Source organism: Roseobacter sp. SK209-2-6 (assembly GCF_000169455.1).
Taxonomy (GTDB): domain Bacteria; phylum Pseudomonadota; class Alphaproteobacteria; order Rhodobacterales; family Rhodobacteraceae; genus Pseudophaeobacter.
The window spans coordinates 156,090-172,500 of sequence record NZ_AAYC01000011.1 but is presented as its reverse complement, the minus strand read 5'-3'; the positions used below and the strand labels follow the sequence as shown (position 1 = coordinate 172,500).

Sequence of the window (16,411 nt, the reverse complement as noted above, 5' to 3'; positions counted from 1 at the left end):
ATGAAGGACGTGATACTCTGCGATAAGTCATGGGGAGCCGAGAATAGGCTTTGATCCATGAATTTCCGAATGGGGGAACCCACCTGACTGTTCATTATTGTTAGCCGCAAGGTTATCAATAATGTTCATAACCAGGTACTTAAGACCTGAATACATAGGGTTTTAAGAGCAAACCCGGGGAACTGAAACATCTAAGTACCCGGAGGAAAGGAAATCAATTGATACTCCCCTAGTAGCGGCGAGCGAACGGGGACCAGCCGAGCCTGATGAGTGACTAGAATGCGTTGGGAAGCGCAGCCATAGCGGGTGATAGCCCCGTATAGGAAGCTCTGAGGGACGTATTAAGTAGGGCGGGACACGTGAAATCCTGTCTGAAGATCGGAGGACCACCTTCGAAGGCTAAGTACTCCTTACTGACCGATAGTGAACCAGTACCGTGAGGGAAAGGTGAAAAGCACCCCGACGAGGGGAGTGAAACAGTACCTGAAACCGAACGCCTACAATCAGTTGGAGGCCCCTTGAGGGCTGACAGCGTACCTTTTGTATAATGGGTCATCGACTTGGTCTCACGAGCAAGCTTAAGCCGTTAGGTGTAGGCGCAGCGAAAGCGAGTCTTAATAGGGCGCATGAGTTCGTGGGATCAGACCCGAAACCGAGTGATCTAGGCATGGCCAGGTTGAAGGTGCGGTAACACGCACTGGAGGACCGAACCCACATCTGTTGAAAAAGATCGGGATGAGCTGTGCCTAGGGGTGAAAGGCCAATCAAACTCGGAGATAGCTGGTTCTCTGCGAAATCTATTTAGGTAGAGCGTCATCCGAATACCCCGGGGGGTAGAGCACTGGATGGGTAATGGGGCCCCACAGGCTTACTGATCCTAACCAAACTCCGAATACCCGGGAGTACTAGATGGCAGACACACTGCGGATGCTAACGTCCGTAGTGGAGAGGGAAACAACCCTGACCTCCGGCTAAGGCCCCTAATTCATGGCTAAGTGGGAAAGCAGGTGAGACGTCCAAAACAACCAGGAGGTTGGCTTAGAAGCAGCCATCCTTTAAAGATAGCGTAACAGCTCACTGGTCTAATTAAGATGTCTTGCGGCGAAGATGTAACGGGGCTCAAGCCATGAGCCGAAGCCGAGGATGCACATAGTGCATGGTAGCAGAGCGTAGTGTGACATAGTTCCATGCGTCTTTAACCTTCCTCTGGAAGGTCTTGGACGCAAGGAGCTTTCGATGAAGCGGGCGCGTGAGCGATCCCGTGGAGAGATCACTAGCGAGAATGATGACATGAGTAGCGACAAAGAGTGTGAGAGACACTCTCGCCGAAAGTCCAAGGGTTCCTGCTTAAAGCTAATCTGAGCAGGGTAAGCCGACCCCTAAGGCGAGGCCGAAAGGCGTAGTCGATGGGAACCAGGTTAATATTCCTGGGCCAGGAGGAATGTGACGGATCTCGAAGGTAGTTCATCCTTATTGGATTGAATGGGCTGCTGAGAGGTTCCTGGAAATAGCACCTCCATAAGATCGTACCCTAAACCGACACAGGTGGACTGGTAGAGAATACCAAGGCGCTTGAGAGAACGATGTTGAAGGAACTCGGCAAAATACCTCCGTAAGTTCGCGAGAAGGAGGCCCGGGTCCTACGCAAGTGGAATCCGGGGGCACAAACCAGGGGGTGGCGACTGTTTATTAAAAACACAGGGCTCTGCGAAGTCGCAAGACGACGTATAGGGTCTGACGCCTGCCCGGTGCCTGAAGGTTAAAAGGAGGGGTGAGAGCTCCGAATTGAAGCCCAGGTAAACGGCGGCCGTAACTATAACGGTCCTAAGGTAGCGAAATTCCTTGTCGGGTAAGTTCCGACCTGCACGAATGGCGTAACGACTTCCCCGCTGTCTCCAACATCGACTCAGCGAAATTGAATTGCCTGTCAAGATGCAGGCTTCCCGCGGTTAGACGGAAAGACCCCGTGCACCTTTACTACAGCTTCGCACTGGCATCAGGATTGTGATGTGCAGGATAGGTGGTAGGCATCGAAGCAGGGACGCAAGTCCCTGTGGAGCCTCCCTTGAGATACCACCCTTCGCACTCTTGATGTCTAACCGCGGTCCGTTATCCGGATCCGGGACCCTGCGTGGCGGGTAGTTTGACTGGGGCGGTCGCCTCCTAAAGCGTAACGGAGGCGCGCGAAGGTTGGCTCAGAGCGGTCGGAAATCGCTCGTTGAGTGCAATGGCAGAAGCCAGCCTGACTGCGAGACTGACAAGTCGAGCAGAGACGAAAGTCGGCCATAGTGATCCGGTGGTCCCGAGTGGAAGGGCCATCGCTCAACGGATAAAAGGTACGCCGGGGATAACAGGCTGATACTGCCCAAGAGTCCATATCGACGGCAGTGTTTGGCACCTCGATGTCGGCTCATCTCATCCTGGGGCTGGAGCAGGTCCCAAGGGTACGGCTGTTCGCCGTTTAAAGAGGTACGTGAGCTGGGTTTAGAACGTCGTGAGACAGTTCGGTCCCTATCTGCCGTGGGTGTAGGATACTTGAGAGGAGTTGCCCCTAGTACGAGAGGACCGGGGTGAACGATCCACTGGTGGACCAGTTGTCGTGCCAACGGCAGTGCTGGGTAGCTATGATCGGACAGGATAACCGCTGAAGGCATCTAAGCGGGAAGCCCCCCTCAAAACAAGGTATCCCTGAGGGCCGTGGAAGACCACCACGTCAATAGGCCGGAGATGTAAGCATGGTAACATGCTCAGTTGACCGGTACTAATCGCCCGATTGGCTTGATCTGATCCAGTAAAAGACAGCCAAACAGAAAGCACCAAGCAAGACTTGGACAACACTTGATTGTATTCCTGCGCTCTTGGAAGTGTCACGAAACACCATCGTGACATAACTCGGGTGCGGCTTCTCGCGCAGTTGCCACGCAACTACGCTGCCAGCCGCCAACCGAGAAAATCCAAGAACCGCAGGTTCTTGGATTTTACTCGGTTTGGTGGTCATAGCGAGAGCAAAACACCCGGTCCCATCCCGAACCCGGAAGTTAAGTGCCTTTGCGCCGATGGTACTTGGGCTTAAGCCCTGGGAGAGTAGGTCACCGCCAAACCTAGTAAAATCCAACAATCCTCTCTAAACGATCAATCAAAAATACCTCGCCTGACAAATCTATACGTTAAGTGAGGAAAAACGGGCCCAAAAAGCGATACGCTCAGAAGCCCGTAACCCTGTCCTCAAGCAGCCGAATAGGCGGTAGGACTAACACAGCGTCGCGGGATGGAGCAGCCAGGTAGCTCGTCAGGCTCATAACCTGAAGGTCGTAGGTTCAAATCCTACTCCCGCAACCAAAAACACAACAGAAAAGTAAAAACAAACGTCAATATCCCTCCAAGGATCGTCGTTCAGAAACAGTACGTGTAGCGTTGACGAGCGCACTGCTGCGTAAACAGGTGGCCGCAGATTTGGCATTGGCTTCCCGACACTGAACCGCTGCATGCCCGGCTCAACCCAGAGAAACCCACCATCCAATTCTATCTGGAACGTGAGTTCGCCTAGCTGCTGAAAGAGAAGCATATGCTTCCGGAGGAGAGGGAGGTGTTAAAAAGGGCCACCCAGTTCTTTACGGAGCGAAGCATATGAGGTTTGCTATTCTTCGAATACGTCAATGGCATCTATAATCCGCGCCGACGGCACCCAGCATTGGGCTGGAAGAAACACTTGGCCTTCGAGGTTCAGGCTGAATTAACGAGAACTTTAGGCGGCATCAATCTGTGACGGGTTCAGTTTCTTAGGCACAGTTGGCAGAATAGCTAGCTGCGATCTGGAAGCCGGTTTTCAAAGCGTTTGAAGGCAAGTCCGATTAAGCCTGCGATAACCATATAGACCAATGCCAGAAGCAGCAGTGGCTCATAGACGATAAAAGTGTCCGATCTGACGCGAGAGGAGACTGAGTAAATTTCCACCACGGTGATCGTGGCCACCAGGGGGGTCGCCTTTAGCTGTAGTATGGTTTCACCACCCAATGTCGGCAGTACATTTCCTATCGCCTGCGGCAGCCAGATCCTGCGGAACATGGTGAAACGGGGCATGCCAAAACTCTTGGCCGCTTCGAGTTGGCCCTTAGCGACACTGGAAAAGGCCCCGCGCATGACCTCACCTTCATATCCTGCATAGGACAGGGTCAACGCAGTAACCGCATAGGGCCAGGCCTGACGCAGATAGGGCCACAATTCAGATGAACGGATCCAGGGAAACTGTGGAAACAGAGAGCCTAACCCATAGTACAGAAGCCAGATCTGCAACAGCAGGGGCGTTCCTCGGATGATGGTACAAAAAGTGCGGGCCGGAACGGACAGGTACCAAGGCCCGATAGCCTGAGTGAGGCCCAGAGGTATCGCCAGGAGAAACCCAAGGAAAGTACTCACCGCGAGGATCCAGATTGTGGTCCAAAGCCCTTCCAGCGCAAGGGGGGCATATTTCGGAATCCAATCCCAGCGCAGCGAGATCGCGCACCAGAGTACAAAAAGGGCAAAAAGCACCATCATCACGATGCGGTGGGGCTGCGCCAACTCCTTTAGGCTGATCATGCGGAGCCCTCCTTGAGCGAAGGCTGTCCACGCCGAGCCCATTTTTCAATTCGAGCGAAAACAGCTCCAGAACAAAGCGTTACCATCAGGTAGAGAAAACCGGCGGCCAGGAAAAAAGTGAAATAGGCCCGCGTGCTGCTGGCCGCTTGACGTGTTTCCAGTGTCAGCTCATTGAAGCCCACGACTGCCAGAAGCGCTGTATCCTTGGTAGCGATCAGCCAGAGGTTTGCCAGTCCGGGCACCGCAAAACTCATCATCGCGGGAATGGTCACCCGTCGCATGATCATAATGGCAGGCATGCCATAGGATTTTGCGGCCTCTATCTGCCCGGTTGGCACCGCCTGAATAGCTCCGCGCAGCACTTCGGTGGCATAGGCCCCCTGAACCACGCCCAGGACCCAGATGCCGGCGGCGACACCGTTGATTTCAACGCGACCACCGCCCATAGCTTCGGAGATCTGATTGATGATATCGCTGCCCACGTAATAGAGGATCAGGATCAGCACCAGTTCCGGCACCGCCCGGATCACCGTAGTGTAGATGGCGAGAAGATCACGCGTGACCTTCCCGCCGTAGAGTTTGCCATAGGCTCCGAACAGCCCAATCACCAGCCCCAGCCCAAAGGCCCCAAAGGCGATTTGCAGGGAATTGGCAAGCCCACGTAGGAGGTTGCCGCCCCAGCCCGACAGCGACAGCAGTTCCGCGCTGGCGCCGAGGCCCAGTATCTCAAGCAGTCCGGTCACGGCAGCACCTTAGTAGATGCTGGTGGTGAAATAGCCTGCGGTGATCTTTTCGTGGGTGCCATCGGCCAGGATCGCAGCGATGCCCTTGTTCAGTGCTTCCAAAAGCTCGGTCTCTCCTTTGCGCACGCCTGCGCCAACTCCACGGCCCAGGATTGCAGGGTCATCCGCGACAGCCCCCTTAATCTCGCAGCAGCTTCCGTTTCCGGAGTTTACGAAATCGGCCATAGCAATGCTATCCGCTTGGGTTGCGTCAATGCGGCCTGCAAACAGGTCCTGGTTTGCTTCGTCCTGGGTCTGATAGACCTTCAGCTCAGCGCCTTTGAAGTACTCTTGTGCATAGGCCTGGTGAATGGTCGAGGCTTGGATGCCGACAATTTTTCCGGCCAATGAGTCTGGCGTTGGCGCGATATCCATCGACTTGTCCGCTACAATAACCGCAGGCGTATTGTAGTAAGGGTCGGAAAAGTCGATTGTTTTCAAACGTTCTTCGGTGATCGACATAGAGGCCATGATGGCGTCAATCTGCTGCCCGGTCAGAGAGGGGATGATGCCATCCCAGGCCACAGGCGTGATAACGCAGTCCAGCTCTGCAGCGGCGCATACAGCATTGATCACTTCGATCTCCCAGCCGACCCAATTGCCAGAGCTGTCAAGTGAGGAGAACGGTGGATAGGGTTCCGCCGCGATGCCGATCTTGACTTGTTCAGCAGTGGCAGCGCCAGCAGTCAGGGCGGCGGCTGCGGTGGCCGCGACAAGCAGTGTCTTTAGTTTCATGAGGTTTTCTCCCGGTTGAATTATTTGGTTCTTGGTCTGTCAGCCGACTGAACTGAGGAATTGTTTCAGACGCTCTGATTGCGGATTGCCAAAGACCTCGGCAGGTGGGCCCTGCTCTTCGATGCGCCCCTGGTAGAGGTAGACAACATGGTTCGCGACCTCGCGCGCAAACTTCATTTCATGGGTGACTAGCAACATGGTACGCCCCTCTGCGGCCAGATCGCGAATGACGGTCAGCACCTCTCCGACGAGTTCAGGATCAAGGGCAGAGGTGGGTTCATCAAACAGCATTGCTGAAGGATCGACAGCCAGAGCACGCGCAATTGCTGCTCGCTGCTGTTGACCACCAGAAAGATAGGCCGGAAAGGTGTCTTCCTTGCCGCCAAGTCCCACACGTGCAAGCAATTCGCGGGCACGCTCAATTGCCTGCGGCTTTGGCATTTTCAGTACATGCACCGGCACCTCAATCACGTTTTCCAACAATGTCCTGTGGGTCCACAGATTGAACTGCTGAAACACCATTGCGAGCTTGGTGCGGATACGTTCGATCTGTTTTTGGTTGGCCGGGCTGCCATCAGCCCGCATCGCCACTTCCTCTCCACCGATTACGATCTTGCCGGAGCTTGGCGTCTCGAGGAAATTGATGCAGCGCAGCATGGTGGATTTCCCCGAACCAGAGCCGCCGATGATCGCAACCACATCGCCCTGCTGTGCCGTCAGATCTACGCCCTTCAACACTTCCAACGAGCCAAATGATTTATGCAGGTTTTCGACCCGGATGGCTTCTCGACGAGGCTCTGGTTCCTGCTCTGGCGCCGCAGCTGTGGCTCTATCCATGTCGTCTCACCCCGGAATTGCTGCTAGCAGTAAGCCGCGATTCCAGTAATTATTCAAGTGTATAATTAAGTCGATGGAAAAATTCCAACGGATCAGGAGCCTTGGGGAAGGAGCAGGAGCCACTGTTCGGCATCGGAGGGGCGCCAAAACAAGAAAGGACCCCAAAAAGAAAAGCGCCGCCAAGATGGCGACGCTTCAGGATTTTCGAATGGATCCGAGACTTAGAAGTGAGCCGACTTGGAACTTGCCGGAACAGCCAGGGGCGGGGCGAACTTAGTCAGATCAATCCCTTCAACTGCAGCCTTATATTCTTCCAGGGTTGGGGTGCGGCCCAAGATTGCCGACAGAACAACAACCGGAGTAGAGGCAAGCAGGGATTCGCCCTTTTTCTCAGCACTATCTTCCACAACGCGGCCTTGGAACAAGCGGGTAGAGGTAGCCAGAACCGTGTCGCCCTTGGCCGCCTTTTCCTGGTTCCCCATGCAGAGGTTACAGCCCGGACGTTCGAGGTAGAGAATATTCTCATACTCGGTGCGGGCCTTGCTCTTTGGCATGAAGTCATCAAATTCAAAGCCAGAGTAGCGCTGCAGGATCTCCCAATCGCCCTCTTCCTTCATCTCATCAATGATGTTGTAGGTCGGCGCTGCGACAACCAATGGGGCGTTGAATTTCACTTCGCCATTGGTCTTTTCCAGGTTTTTCAGCATCTGGGCGACGATTTTCATGTCACCCTTATGCACCATGCAAGAGCCGACAAAGCCCAGGTCAACCTTCTTCTCTGCTGCGTAGAAAGAGATCGGGCGGATGGTGTCATGGGTATAGCGTTTGGAGACATCAGCATTGTTGACGTCTGGGTCAGCGATCATCGGCTCAACGATCTCGTCGAGGTCGACCACGACTTCGGCAAAGTACTTGGCAGTGCTGTCCGGGGTCAGCGCGGGGTTCTCACCAGAGCGGATTTCTGCGATACGCTTGTCCGCCTTGTCGATGAGGCCCTGCAGGGTGCCCGCCGCATTGTCCATGCCCTTGTCGATCATGATCTGGATGCGGCCCTTGGCCAGTTCCAGCGAACCGATGAGGGTCTCATCATTGGAGATACAGATCGACGCCTTCGCCTTCATCTCCGCAGTCCAGTCGGTGAAGGTAAAGGCCTGGTCCGCCAGAAGCGTGCCGATATGCACCTCGATGATACGTCCCTGGAAGACATTGTCGCCGTGCTGTTTCAGCATCTGCGCCTGGGTCGCATGAACCACATCACGGAAATCCATGTGATCCGCCATTGTGCCTTTGAAGGTCACTTTAACCGATTCAGGGACCGGCATAGAGGCTTCACCTGTCGCCAGAGCCAGGGCAACCGTTCCGGAGTCGGCGCCAAAAGCAACACCTTTGGACATGCGCGTGTGGCTGTCGCCGCCAATGGTGATGTCCCAATCATCCACGGTGATGTCATTCAGCACCTTGTGGATCACATCGGTCATGGCGTGATATTCGTCTTTGGGATCACGTGCGGTGATCAGGCCAAAGTTATTCATGAAAGACATCAGTTTCGGGATATTGGCCTGCGCCTTCAGGTCCCAGACCGAAGCCGTGTGGCAGCCGGACTGATAGGCCCCATCCACCGAAGGAGAGATCACGGTCGCCGCCATGGCTTCCAGTTCCTGGCTGGTCATCAGGCCGGTGGTGTCCTGCGAACCCACGATATTGACCTTAACACGCACGTCAGATCCAGCGTGCAGGGTTTTGCCGGGGGTAGAGCCGCGGGCATTCTTGTTAAAGATCTTCTCAACCGCGGTCAGGCCCTGACCCTCATGGCTGATTTCCTTGGAGGGCGCAAAGGCTGATTTCAGCTCAATCCCCAAGGCCTCACAGGCAAATGTCTGCAATTTCTTGCCAAAGACGATCGCATAGGAGCCGCCCGCTTTCATGAACTCCATCTTCTGTGGAGTGAAGGCACCGGCCACGTCGACCAGCTCTTCCGAACCATCTTCGCTATAGAGCTTTTTGGTCTTGCTGTTGATGGTCAGAACGGTGCCGGTCGCGACCGAGAATTTCTGCTCAAGAACAGGGTTGCCATCGTTGTTCAGGATCGGATTGCCATCCTCATCGACCTTCTTGACCCAGTTTTTCAGGTCCAAGCCGATGCCGCCCGTCACACCAACAGTGGTCAGGAAGATCGGCGAAATACCGTTGGTGCCGGCAACAACGGGCGCGTAGTTCACAAAGGGCACATAGGGAGAAGCCTGTTTGCCGGTCCAGAGTGCAACGTTGTTGACGCCAGACATTCGCGAGGATCCGACACCCATTGTGCCTTTCTCGGCGATCAGCATCACGCGTTTGTCAGGATGCTGCAGTTTGAGCGCTTCGATTTCCTGCTGAGCCTTTTCGGACATCATGCACTTGCCATGCAGCTCGCGATCCGAACGGGAATGCGCCTGATTGCCTGGGGACAGAAGATCGGTTGAAATATCACCTTCGCCGGCAATATAGGTCACCACTTTGATCTCTTCGTCGAGGTCTGGCAGTTTGGTGAAAAACTCCGCTTCAGCATAGCTTTGCAGAACGTCCTTGGCCACGGAATTGCCAGCTTTAAAGGCGTCTTCCAGGCGATCCGTGTCTGCTTCATAGAGGAAGACCTGCGATTTCAGGACCTCGGCCGCCTGCCTTGCAATCTCTTGATCATCGCCCAAAGCAAGATCAAGCAGCACTTCAACCGATGGGCCACCTTTCATATGGGACAGCAGCTCGAATGCGAATTCGGTGGAGATTTCTTCCACAGCTTCCTTGCCCAGGATGATTTCTTTTAGGAAGCGGGCTTTCACGCCAGCTGCCGAAGTTGTGCCAGGCAAGGTGTTGTAGATAAAGAAGTCTAGGGATGCGTCACGATGCGCATTGTTGGTGTCTTTGATCTGCGCTATCAGCTCGGCTACAAGAGCACCATCATCAATCGGCTTAGGATGCAAACCATCCTTCTTGCGTGTTTCAATCTCTGCTAGGTAGCCGGTGTACAAGCTCATGACAGTCCCTACGATATAGTTGGATCAAACCCAAATGCCGGTGCTCCGAATCTTCGGAAGCACCGGGGCGACTTTACTGTATGCTGTGGTATACTAAGCAAGGTCGGCTTGCAAGGTGATGAACTGAACAATACGCCTCTGTCGCAAACTTACCGGACAACTTGATGCCGAAAGTTTGCGATGGAGACTACTGCGCTGCTCTTCATTCTCAGTCCATGCCACGGTGAGACATCGGGTGCTTTGAAGCAATCGACGGTATTTGGCATCCAGTCCGTGTTCATGGAAACTAGCGTTCGCCGCATTTTTTCGTGATTATTCGCTAAAAAAATGGGATTCGTGCAAGTTTTGTCGAATGTTGGCGCCGTTTAGCAGTCGCACTTGAAGGTAGCGTGCACCCCACCTTCGAGCGCGTCGGTTTGTGTTTTCGACCGTGCCTTTCTGCCACGGTGAAGACGGGTCACAGAACCAGGTCTGCGTTCCGATCTCGGCCTGAAGGTGGGGCCAGCTGACGAACTCAGTACCACGATCGAAAGTGATCGAACGGCGTGCGATGTGGGGCAGGTCGCGCACGGCCTTCATGATCTTGCCCATCACGGGCTTGGTGCGCTTGCTTGGGTTCTTCAGCAACACGGTGAACCGGCTAACGCGCTCGACTAGTGATGTGATGTTTGATTGGCCAAACTTCTGTTTGAACAGCATCAAATCGCCTTCCCAGTGGCCGAACTGACGGCGATGCGCCACGTCGTCGGGGCGGAACAGGATACTGACATCGCGGTCAAACTTCGGTGCCTGGCGCTTTCTGGCGCGACGCGGTCTGCGGGCCTTGCGGTGCTCGGGCAGGTACCACCAAAGCTCCTGCGCCATGCCTTCCTTGGAGTAGATATAGCGATAGATCGTTTCCTGGCAGACGCGTAGTTTCACGCCTTCGTAGATCATGCGGTTGCCGATCTGCTCGGGTGTCCAGCCTTGTTTGATCCGCTGCACAACCGTCTGGCACAGCTCAGGATGTCGGATCAGCTTGCGCTGCACAGATCTTCGCTTGTCAGTCTGCAACTGAGCGGCATGACCAAAGTAACCCGCATACTTCTTTGGGAACGCATCATCCGCCCAGAAGTTGCGTTTGATCTCACGAAAGATCGTCGACTTGTGTCGCTTCAGAACACGCGCCATCTCTCGGACGGGGACTTTGGCGTGCCACCAGTTTTCAATTCTGCGACGTTCCTGAAGCGACAGTTGCGTGTAAACAGCTCCCATGCCATGATCTCCTATTAGATAACTCATTGTTTTCTAATAGGAGTCGCACTTCAGGGTAGCGCGCTCCCGGCTACAACATTTTGCATCGATAAGGTTCATTATGTTAAAAATTTTTCCGATCCAATTCGAGGGGAGATCTACCTTTTGGGGCCGATCTAGCTTTTTCATAGGAGGATCTATCCCCGGAAGATGCCTTGGCTTGGCCATTAAGCCTGACGAAATCCCTGGTAAGACAATCCGCTCAAGTCAGAGTTGAGCCAAATTCCATCATCCAATTGGTTTTCCAATTGACGCCTCCATCCTGAGAGAAGGCCTGTTCCCAACGCGGGCTTTTGCCTTTTGTCCAGAGGAAGCGCACCACAAAGGGCTGGCCATCCAGGGTGTCGCGGGCAAAAAACGTGCGGATGTCACCATCAAAGCTTCCTTTGTCCGGCGTATCCAATCTATGGGGTGAGCGGCCATCGAGCCACCAAATCGCCCATTGCTGCAAACTGATGTCAAAACTGCGCAGTGCAATGGCATGATAGGCGCCTCCCGGAAAGTTCACAAAGTTGTCTTCCAGATTTCCATTGCCCGCCAGGATTGGCACGGTCTGAGAAGTCCCCTCAAAAACATCCCAATCCTGGCAACCGCTAAGACGTTCTCGAAGCCTTCTGTGGCGAACCTTCCAACTGCCAAACATGAAGTCAAAGTCATTCTGAGCAGTCTGCGCCATCTCAGAGATCAGATCGGTGTGCATGGGTTTTCCTTTTATCGTAACATGCACAGGCTTACTGCAATTAATATGACATCATATGTCATGATTAAATGAGGGTGAGATGAAATCTTCACGTTTGCTTTCGATCCTGATGCGCCTTCAAACGCGTGGCCAAAAGACGGCTGAACAATTGGCCCAGGAGCTTGAGGTCAGCCTGCGCACAATTCATCGAGACATCGACCAGCTCAGCTATGCAGGCGTCCCTGTTAATGCTGAACCTGGCCGCAATGGCGGGTACAAACTGCTCGATGGCTACCAAAAGCGTCTAACTGGTTTAGATGCAGAGGAAGCCAGCAGTTTGTTGCTCTCCGGTTTCGGACCCGCCTTGCATGATCTGGGGCGCCGGAAACCGCGAACCGGACCGAATTGAAAATCCTCACCGCGCTTTCAGGTGCTATGCGTGACCAGGCGGCTGTGGTTTCTGAACGGTTTCTGTTGGATCCATTGGGCTGGTACCGAAGGAAAGACCTTGCCCCTTTCGTCAAAGTGGTTGCCACCGCCGCCTGGGAACAGAAACAACTCTCGATCAGATACGAAAGCTGGAAGGGCGTTGTGGATCCTGTTGTTTCCCCTCTGGCATTCGTTCTCAAAGCGGGGAGTTGATACCTGGTGGCAGAGGTGCAAACTCCGCGGGTCTACAAAATTGCAAATATCCAGGGTATCGAGATTTTGGACAGATCTTTCTCTTGGCCAGAAGGGTTCTATCTCCTTAGCTTCTGGGGCGCCTGGATTGCTGATTTCGAACGGAGGTTGAAATCTCAGCCCGTCACGCCTCGGGTCAGTTTCTCAGGGCTGCGCATGTGGAACTAGGAGATACCGCCATCCGGGATATTCTCTCTCTAGGTCAAGAGGCTGAGGTCATTACCCCGGAGAGCCTTCGGCAAAGGGTGATCGCTGAAATTCAAAAGATCGGTGAGGCCTATGCCGCCTGAGGCCTCGGAAAGATGCTCTTTCTCCTACCTGCCAAAACCACATCAATACGGTTGCAACAGAATTAGCCCGTGGCATCAGCACCTGGGTTTGAACGTACTCAAGACGGCAGGCAGTCTTCGAAGTCTAGCCGGAACCCACCCTTTGCCTGTCTGTCGGTATCAGGAGGGATGCCAAAGGCCTCTTTATAGTGACGCCGGAAGGTCCCGGATGATGAATAGCCCACCATAAAGGCCACTTCAGCAATACTGTCATTGGTGTAAAGCACCAGCTGGCGGGCCTGTTTCATTCGCATCTTGCGGTAGTACTTCAGTGGGCTTTGGCCGGTTGCCTCCTTGAAACTGCGCTCCAGGTTGCGGGTGGAAATGCCAATGGCCTCGGCGACACTGGTCATGGAGACGGGGTATTCAATGTTCTCGGTGAAATACTGGATCGCGCGCACTACCTGTTTGGGCAAGAGATCTTGGCTCTTTGCCGTTGCCAAGGCCGGCAGTTTCTGTGGTATCGTGGGGCTGCGCACAAAGGGATGCTGGAACCAGCAGGCGGCTTCTGCCATGATCTCCGGCCCCAGGTGCTCCCCCACCAGCGAAAGCATATGGTCAAACAGAGCCAGGGTGCCAGAGATGCTGGTCATGCCGCCCCCCTGGCTGATGACGCTGCTTTGCACTGAAAAAAATGGAAACTCCGCTTGGAAAGCCGCCGCATAGCACCAATGCACCGAAATTGGTTGTTCTTTTACCAAGCCAGTCCGAGCCAGCGGGAAGACCCCGCCACTGACAGCACCCAAGCGGGTGCCTTGGCGCATAAGCCGCTGCAGGGCCGCTTTGGACCGCGCCGGGTTTTCAAACCGCGCATTGGGGTTGGAAGCAAAGAGCAAATGCTGCAGAGCTTCAGCTTCCGCCAAGGCTGCATCCGGTGTGACAAGCACCCCGGCAGAGGAGGGCACCATGCTGTCGTCCTCGCCAAGGATATGCCAGCGAAAGGCCTCTTTGCCTGCAATTTCATTGGCCGCCCGCAAGGGTTCGACAAAGGAGGAAAGCGCCGCGATAGGAAAGCCGGGGAAGACCAGAAGCCCCAGGGTCACTGGCGGGATGTCTTCGGGCATGTCGCCTCTCCTGTCCGGCGGCACCAAACGGCGCAGGGTTTTAGTCGTAGTTACCCTTCACGCGCTCTTTCTTCGGGTCGAAATGCGGGAAGGGTACGATTTTGGCGCGCAGCCGTTTCTGTTGCCCGTCCAACTGACCAATCTCAATTTCGGTCCCGATCTCCGCATGGGTGGTGGAGACCCTGCCTAAGGCGATGACCTTGCCTAGAATCGGAGATTTCATCGCGCTGGTGATCTCGCCCACCTGGGCGCGCCCTATGCGGACACAATCTCCGGGCGCCGGTATAGTTCCGCCTTCGACCTCAAAGCCGACCAGCTTGCGATGCGGATGGGCTTTGCGCTCCTCAACAGCGGTGCGGCCGATAAAGTCATCTTCCATGGATTTCAGCGGCACGGTGAAGCCGATGCCGGCCTCGAAGGGATCGGTCTGGTCGTCAAACTCGGAGCCCGCAAAGATCAGTCCGCCTTCGATGCGCAGCATATCCAGTGCTTCCAGCCCCAGCGGGGTGATGCCAAACTCCTGGCCCTCCTCCCAGACCCGGTCAAAGATCTCCACCGCGTCCTTGGGGTGGCAGAAAATCTCATAGCCCAACTCGCCGGAGTAGCCGGTGCGGGAAATCACCACCGAAGTTCCGGCGACATCCCCCACCCGCGCGACGGTCAGGCGGAACCAAGGCAGTTCCTCAACGGCGGGCTGCTGCGGCGGGGTCCAGAAGATCCGGCTGAGAATCTCGCGGCTGTGGCGGCCTTGCACTGCGATATTGTGCAGCTGATCCGTCGAGTTCCGCACCCAGACATTGAGGCCGCGTTTGCCAGCCTGCTCCTGCAGCCAGAGGCCGCTTGTGTCATTGCCGCCGATCCAGCGGAAGTTGGTCTCACCCAGCCGGTAGACGGTGCCGTCGTCGATCATACCGCCATGCTCGTAGCACATGGCGGTATAGACCACCTGGCCTACGCTCAGCTTTTTCATGTTGCGGCTCACACAGAGCTGCATCAGCTCTTCGGCATCGGGGCCCGTCACCTCGTATTTGCGCAGCGGGCTCAGATCCATCACCGCCACCTTGTCGCGGCAGGCCCAGTATTCGGCGATAGCGCCGTGATTGGTCATGGTATTGGGCAGCCAATAGCCATTGTATTCGATGAAATCGCGGGTATGGCGTGCAAAACACTCATGAAACGCGGTTTTCTTAGTTTTTTCCACATCCGCCTCCGCAGATTTTCTGTAGCCGATGGAGCGGGAGAAATCCTCTCCCGCCTTATAGGTGCGGACCTGGATGTCCGTCGGGTTCCAGCCATTGGCCGGGTCGATGTCGCAGGGACAGGCGGTGCTGACGCAGACCAGATCGGTGAGCGCGCGCAGCAGCACATAGTCGCCGGGGCGTGACCAGGGATCATCCATGCTGATCGCGTTGGTCTCGTCCAGAAGCGTGTTGAAAAAGAAGTTGATGGCCGGCCATCCACCGCGCGGTCTGATGCCGTATTGCGCCAGATCCCGGTTGATATTGTCCGAACAATTGATGTGGCCGGGATAGCCCAGATCTTCATAGTATCGGGCGGTGCAGGCCAGCCCAAAGGTGTCGTGACGCCCGCAGGTATCCTGCACGATTTCCACCAAGGGCTCCTGATCCACCGACCAGTACTTGGAGAAGATCCCTGGTGCCGGATAGAGATTGCCCATCAGACTGCGGGTCGTGGTCGGGTCAATCTCGCGCTCGATCCCCTTGTCCAGGGCGCGCAGGCTAAAGGCCTGAAAATCAGAACATTCGCGGCCCTTTACGTCCAGAATCTGGATGAACTCTCCCGCCTTCACCTCATAGCTTTGGGCATTGCCCGGCAGGATATTGTAGTCCTGCAAAGGGTCTGCCAGCGGATCCGGGGCGGTGATATCGGGTTTTTCCCGCCCGGGGGCGGCGCGTTTCACATAGAGGATGATATCCGTCGGCGGGTTCTGCTCTTCGGGCCGCATCGGCGCGCCGGGGGCCGCGACGATCAAGAGGCCGTCTACTTCGGCGGTAAAACTCGCCATGTCGCCGGCCTGGGAACCTTCCTCAAAGACGCGAATTGCGTCGCCCTGGCCGATGTCGAAACCGGCGGCTTCCAATGCCCGCAGCACCTTGCGGCCGGAGCGGGAACCATTTGCAAGCGTGGCGATGATCCCGTCGGGCTGCCCCTGCCCTGTTGCGCCCAGGTATCCGGCGCGCGAGCTGCGGTCGGGGGTAAAGATCACCATCTCTGCCATCTGCATGCCGTCGCGGTCCAAGAGGGTGATCTGATCCCCTTTGGCGATGGCAACAGCACGGGAGCCTGCGCCCGGAACCGGGTGGCGCTCTACTCCGTGGGGCAAGATGGGCAAGCCAGGCGCCAGCACGCCGCGCCGCTCAAAGGGCACTTCAAAGATCGGTTGCACGTTCATTTTCTG

General features: G+C 55.4%; 11 protein-coding genes, 1 tRNA gene, 2 rRNA genes and 1 pseudogene (1 of these 15 running past the window's edge). 6 read left to right on the top strand and 9 right to left on the bottom strand.

Going from position 1 to position 16,411, the window contains the following annotated elements; translation table 11 throughout:
• The 3 genes from RSK20926_RS16630 to RSK20926_RS16620 form a co-directional block, all read left to right on the top strand.
• Positions 1-2,786, top strand: a 23S ribosomal RNA gene (locus RSK20926_RS16630) (it extends 49 nt beyond the left edge of the window).
• A gap of 200 nt (positions 2,787-2,986) precedes the next feature.
• Positions 2,987-3,101 (top strand): 5S ribosomal RNA (gene rrf / locus RSK20926_RS16625).
• Positions 3,102-3,262: 161 nt separating this feature from the next.
• A tRNA-Met gene (locus RSK20926_RS16620) sits at positions 3,263-3,339 on the top strand.
• 462 nt (positions 3,340-3,801) lie between these two features.
• Here RSK20926_RS16620 and RSK20926_RS16615 read toward each other — a convergent pair.
• From RSK20926_RS16615 to RSK20926_RS16585, 7 genes and pseudogenes are all read right to left on the bottom strand, one after another.
• On the bottom strand, positions 3,802-4,578 hold the full coding sequence (locus tag RSK20926_RS16615) for an ABC transporter permease (protein ID WP_008208485.1): 777 nt from the start codon (positions 4,576-4,578) through the stop codon (positions 3,802-3,804).
• On the bottom strand, positions 4,575-5,321 hold the full coding sequence (locus RSK20926_RS16610) for an ABC transporter permease (protein ID WP_008208484.1): 747 nt from the start codon (positions 5,319-5,321) through the stop codon (positions 4,575-4,577). Before RSK20926_RS16610 ends, RSK20926_RS16615 begins: the two co-directional genes overlap by 4 nt.
• Before the next feature lie 9 nt (positions 5,322-5,330).
• Positions 5,331-6,095, bottom strand: coding sequence for a transporter substrate-binding domain-containing protein (locus RSK20926_RS16605; RefSeq protein WP_008208482.1), 765 nt, complete (start codon positions 6,093-6,095; stop codon positions 5,331-5,333).
• A gap of 39 nt (positions 6,096-6,134) precedes the next feature.
• Complete coding sequence (locus RSK20926_RS16600; protein WP_008208480.1) at positions 6,135-6,932, bottom strand: ABC transporter ATP-binding protein; 798 nt, start codon at positions 6,930-6,932, stop codon at positions 6,135-6,137.
• 221 nt (positions 6,933-7,153) lie between these two features.
• Complete coding sequence (locus RSK20926_RS16595) at positions 7,154-9,946, bottom strand: bifunctional aconitate hydratase 2/2-methylisocitrate dehydratase (RefSeq protein ID WP_008208478.1); 2,793 nt, start codon at positions 9,944-9,946, stop codon at positions 7,154-7,156.
• Between the two features lie 345 nt (positions 9,947-10,291).
• Positions 10,292-11,200 (bottom strand): annotated as a pseudogene (locus RSK20926_RS16590) (IS30 family transposase); the annotation flags it as partial.
• A gap of 241 nt (positions 11,201-11,441) precedes the next feature.
• Positions 11,442-11,939 (bottom strand): hypothetical protein, encoded by a 498-nt coding sequence (locus RSK20926_RS16585; RefSeq protein WP_008208474.1) that lies wholly within the window; start codon positions 11,937-11,939, stop codon positions 11,442-11,444.
• Between the two features lie 79 nt (positions 11,940-12,018).
• On the opposite strand from RSK20926_RS16585, the gene RSK20926_RS22205 reads away from it, so the two are divergent.
• From RSK20926_RS22205 to RSK20926_RS22585, 3 genes are all read left to right on the top strand, one after another.
• Positions 12,019-12,327, top strand: a complete 309-nt coding sequence (locus tag RSK20926_RS22205) for a helix-turn-helix transcriptional regulator (RefSeq protein ID WP_008208472.1) — start codon at positions 12,019-12,021, stop codon at positions 12,325-12,327.
• A 26-nt stretch (positions 12,328-12,353) separates the two neighbouring features.
• Entirely contained in the window at positions 12,354-12,560 is a 207-nt protein-coding gene (locus RSK20926_RS22200) for a WYL domain-containing protein (RefSeq protein WP_050773110.1), read from the top strand.
• 152 nt (positions 12,561-12,712) lie between these two features.
• A complete protein-coding gene (locus RSK20926_RS22585) occupies positions 12,713-12,889 on the top strand; it encodes a WYL domain-containing protein (RefSeq protein WP_083805809.1) in 177 nt (58 codons plus the stop codon).
• A 98-nt stretch (positions 12,890-12,987) separates the two neighbouring features.
• Here RSK20926_RS22585 and RSK20926_RS16575 read toward each other — a convergent pair whose 3' ends face one another.
• Both RSK20926_RS16575 and RSK20926_RS16570 read right to left on the bottom strand, forming a co-directional pair.
• Complete coding sequence (locus tag RSK20926_RS16575) at positions 12,988-13,992, bottom strand: GlxA family transcriptional regulator (RefSeq protein WP_008208467.1); 1,005 nt, start codon at positions 13,990-13,992, stop codon at positions 12,988-12,990.
• A gap of 40 nt (positions 13,993-14,032) precedes the next feature.
• Positions 14,033-16,405: a DUF1989 domain-containing protein gene (locus RSK20926_RS16570; protein ID WP_008208466.1), complete on the bottom strand. Its 2,373-nt coding sequence runs from the start codon at positions 16,403-16,405 to the stop codon at positions 14,033-14,035.
• Positions 16,406-16,411: the final 6 nt, after the last annotated feature.

Excerpts from the sequence above, each read along its gene's own strand:
- RSK20926_RS22205 (WP_008208472.1), top strand. The coding sequence starts at position 12,019 with ATGAAATCTTCACGTTTGCTTTCGATCCTGATGCGCCTTCAAACGCGT.
- RSK20926_RS16585 (WP_008208474.1), bottom strand. The coding sequence starts at position 11,939 with ATGCACACCGATCTGATCTCTGAGATGGCGCAGACTGCTCAGAATGAC.
- RSK20926_RS16570 (WP_008208466.1), bottom strand. The coding sequence starts at position 16,405 with ATGAACGTGCAACCGATCTTTGAAGTGCCCTTTGAGCGGCGCGGCGTG.
- RSK20926_RS16600 (WP_008208480.1), bottom strand. The coding sequence starts at position 6,932 with ATGGATAGAGCCACAGCTGCGGCGCCAGAGCAGGAACCAGAGCCTCGT.
- RSK20926_RS16605 (WP_008208482.1), bottom strand. The coding sequence starts at position 6,095 with ATGAAACTAAAGACACTGCTTGTCGCGGCCACCGCAGCCGCCGCCCTG.
- RSK20926_RS16595 (WP_008208478.1), bottom strand. The coding sequence starts at position 9,946 with ATGAGCTTGTACACCGGCTACCTAGCAGAGATTGAAACACGCAAGAAG.
- RSK20926_RS16615 (WP_008208485.1), bottom strand. The coding sequence starts at position 4,578 with ATGATCAGCCTAAAGGAGTTGGCGCAGCCCCACCGCATCGTGATGATG.
- RSK20926_RS22200 (WP_050773110.1), top strand. The coding sequence starts at position 12,354 with ATGCGTGACCAGGCGGCTGTGGTTTCTGAACGGTTTCTGTTGGATCCA.
- RSK20926_RS16575 (WP_008208467.1), bottom strand. The coding sequence starts at position 13,992 with ATGCCCGAAGACATCCCGCCAGTGACCCTGGGGCTTCTGGTCTTCCCC.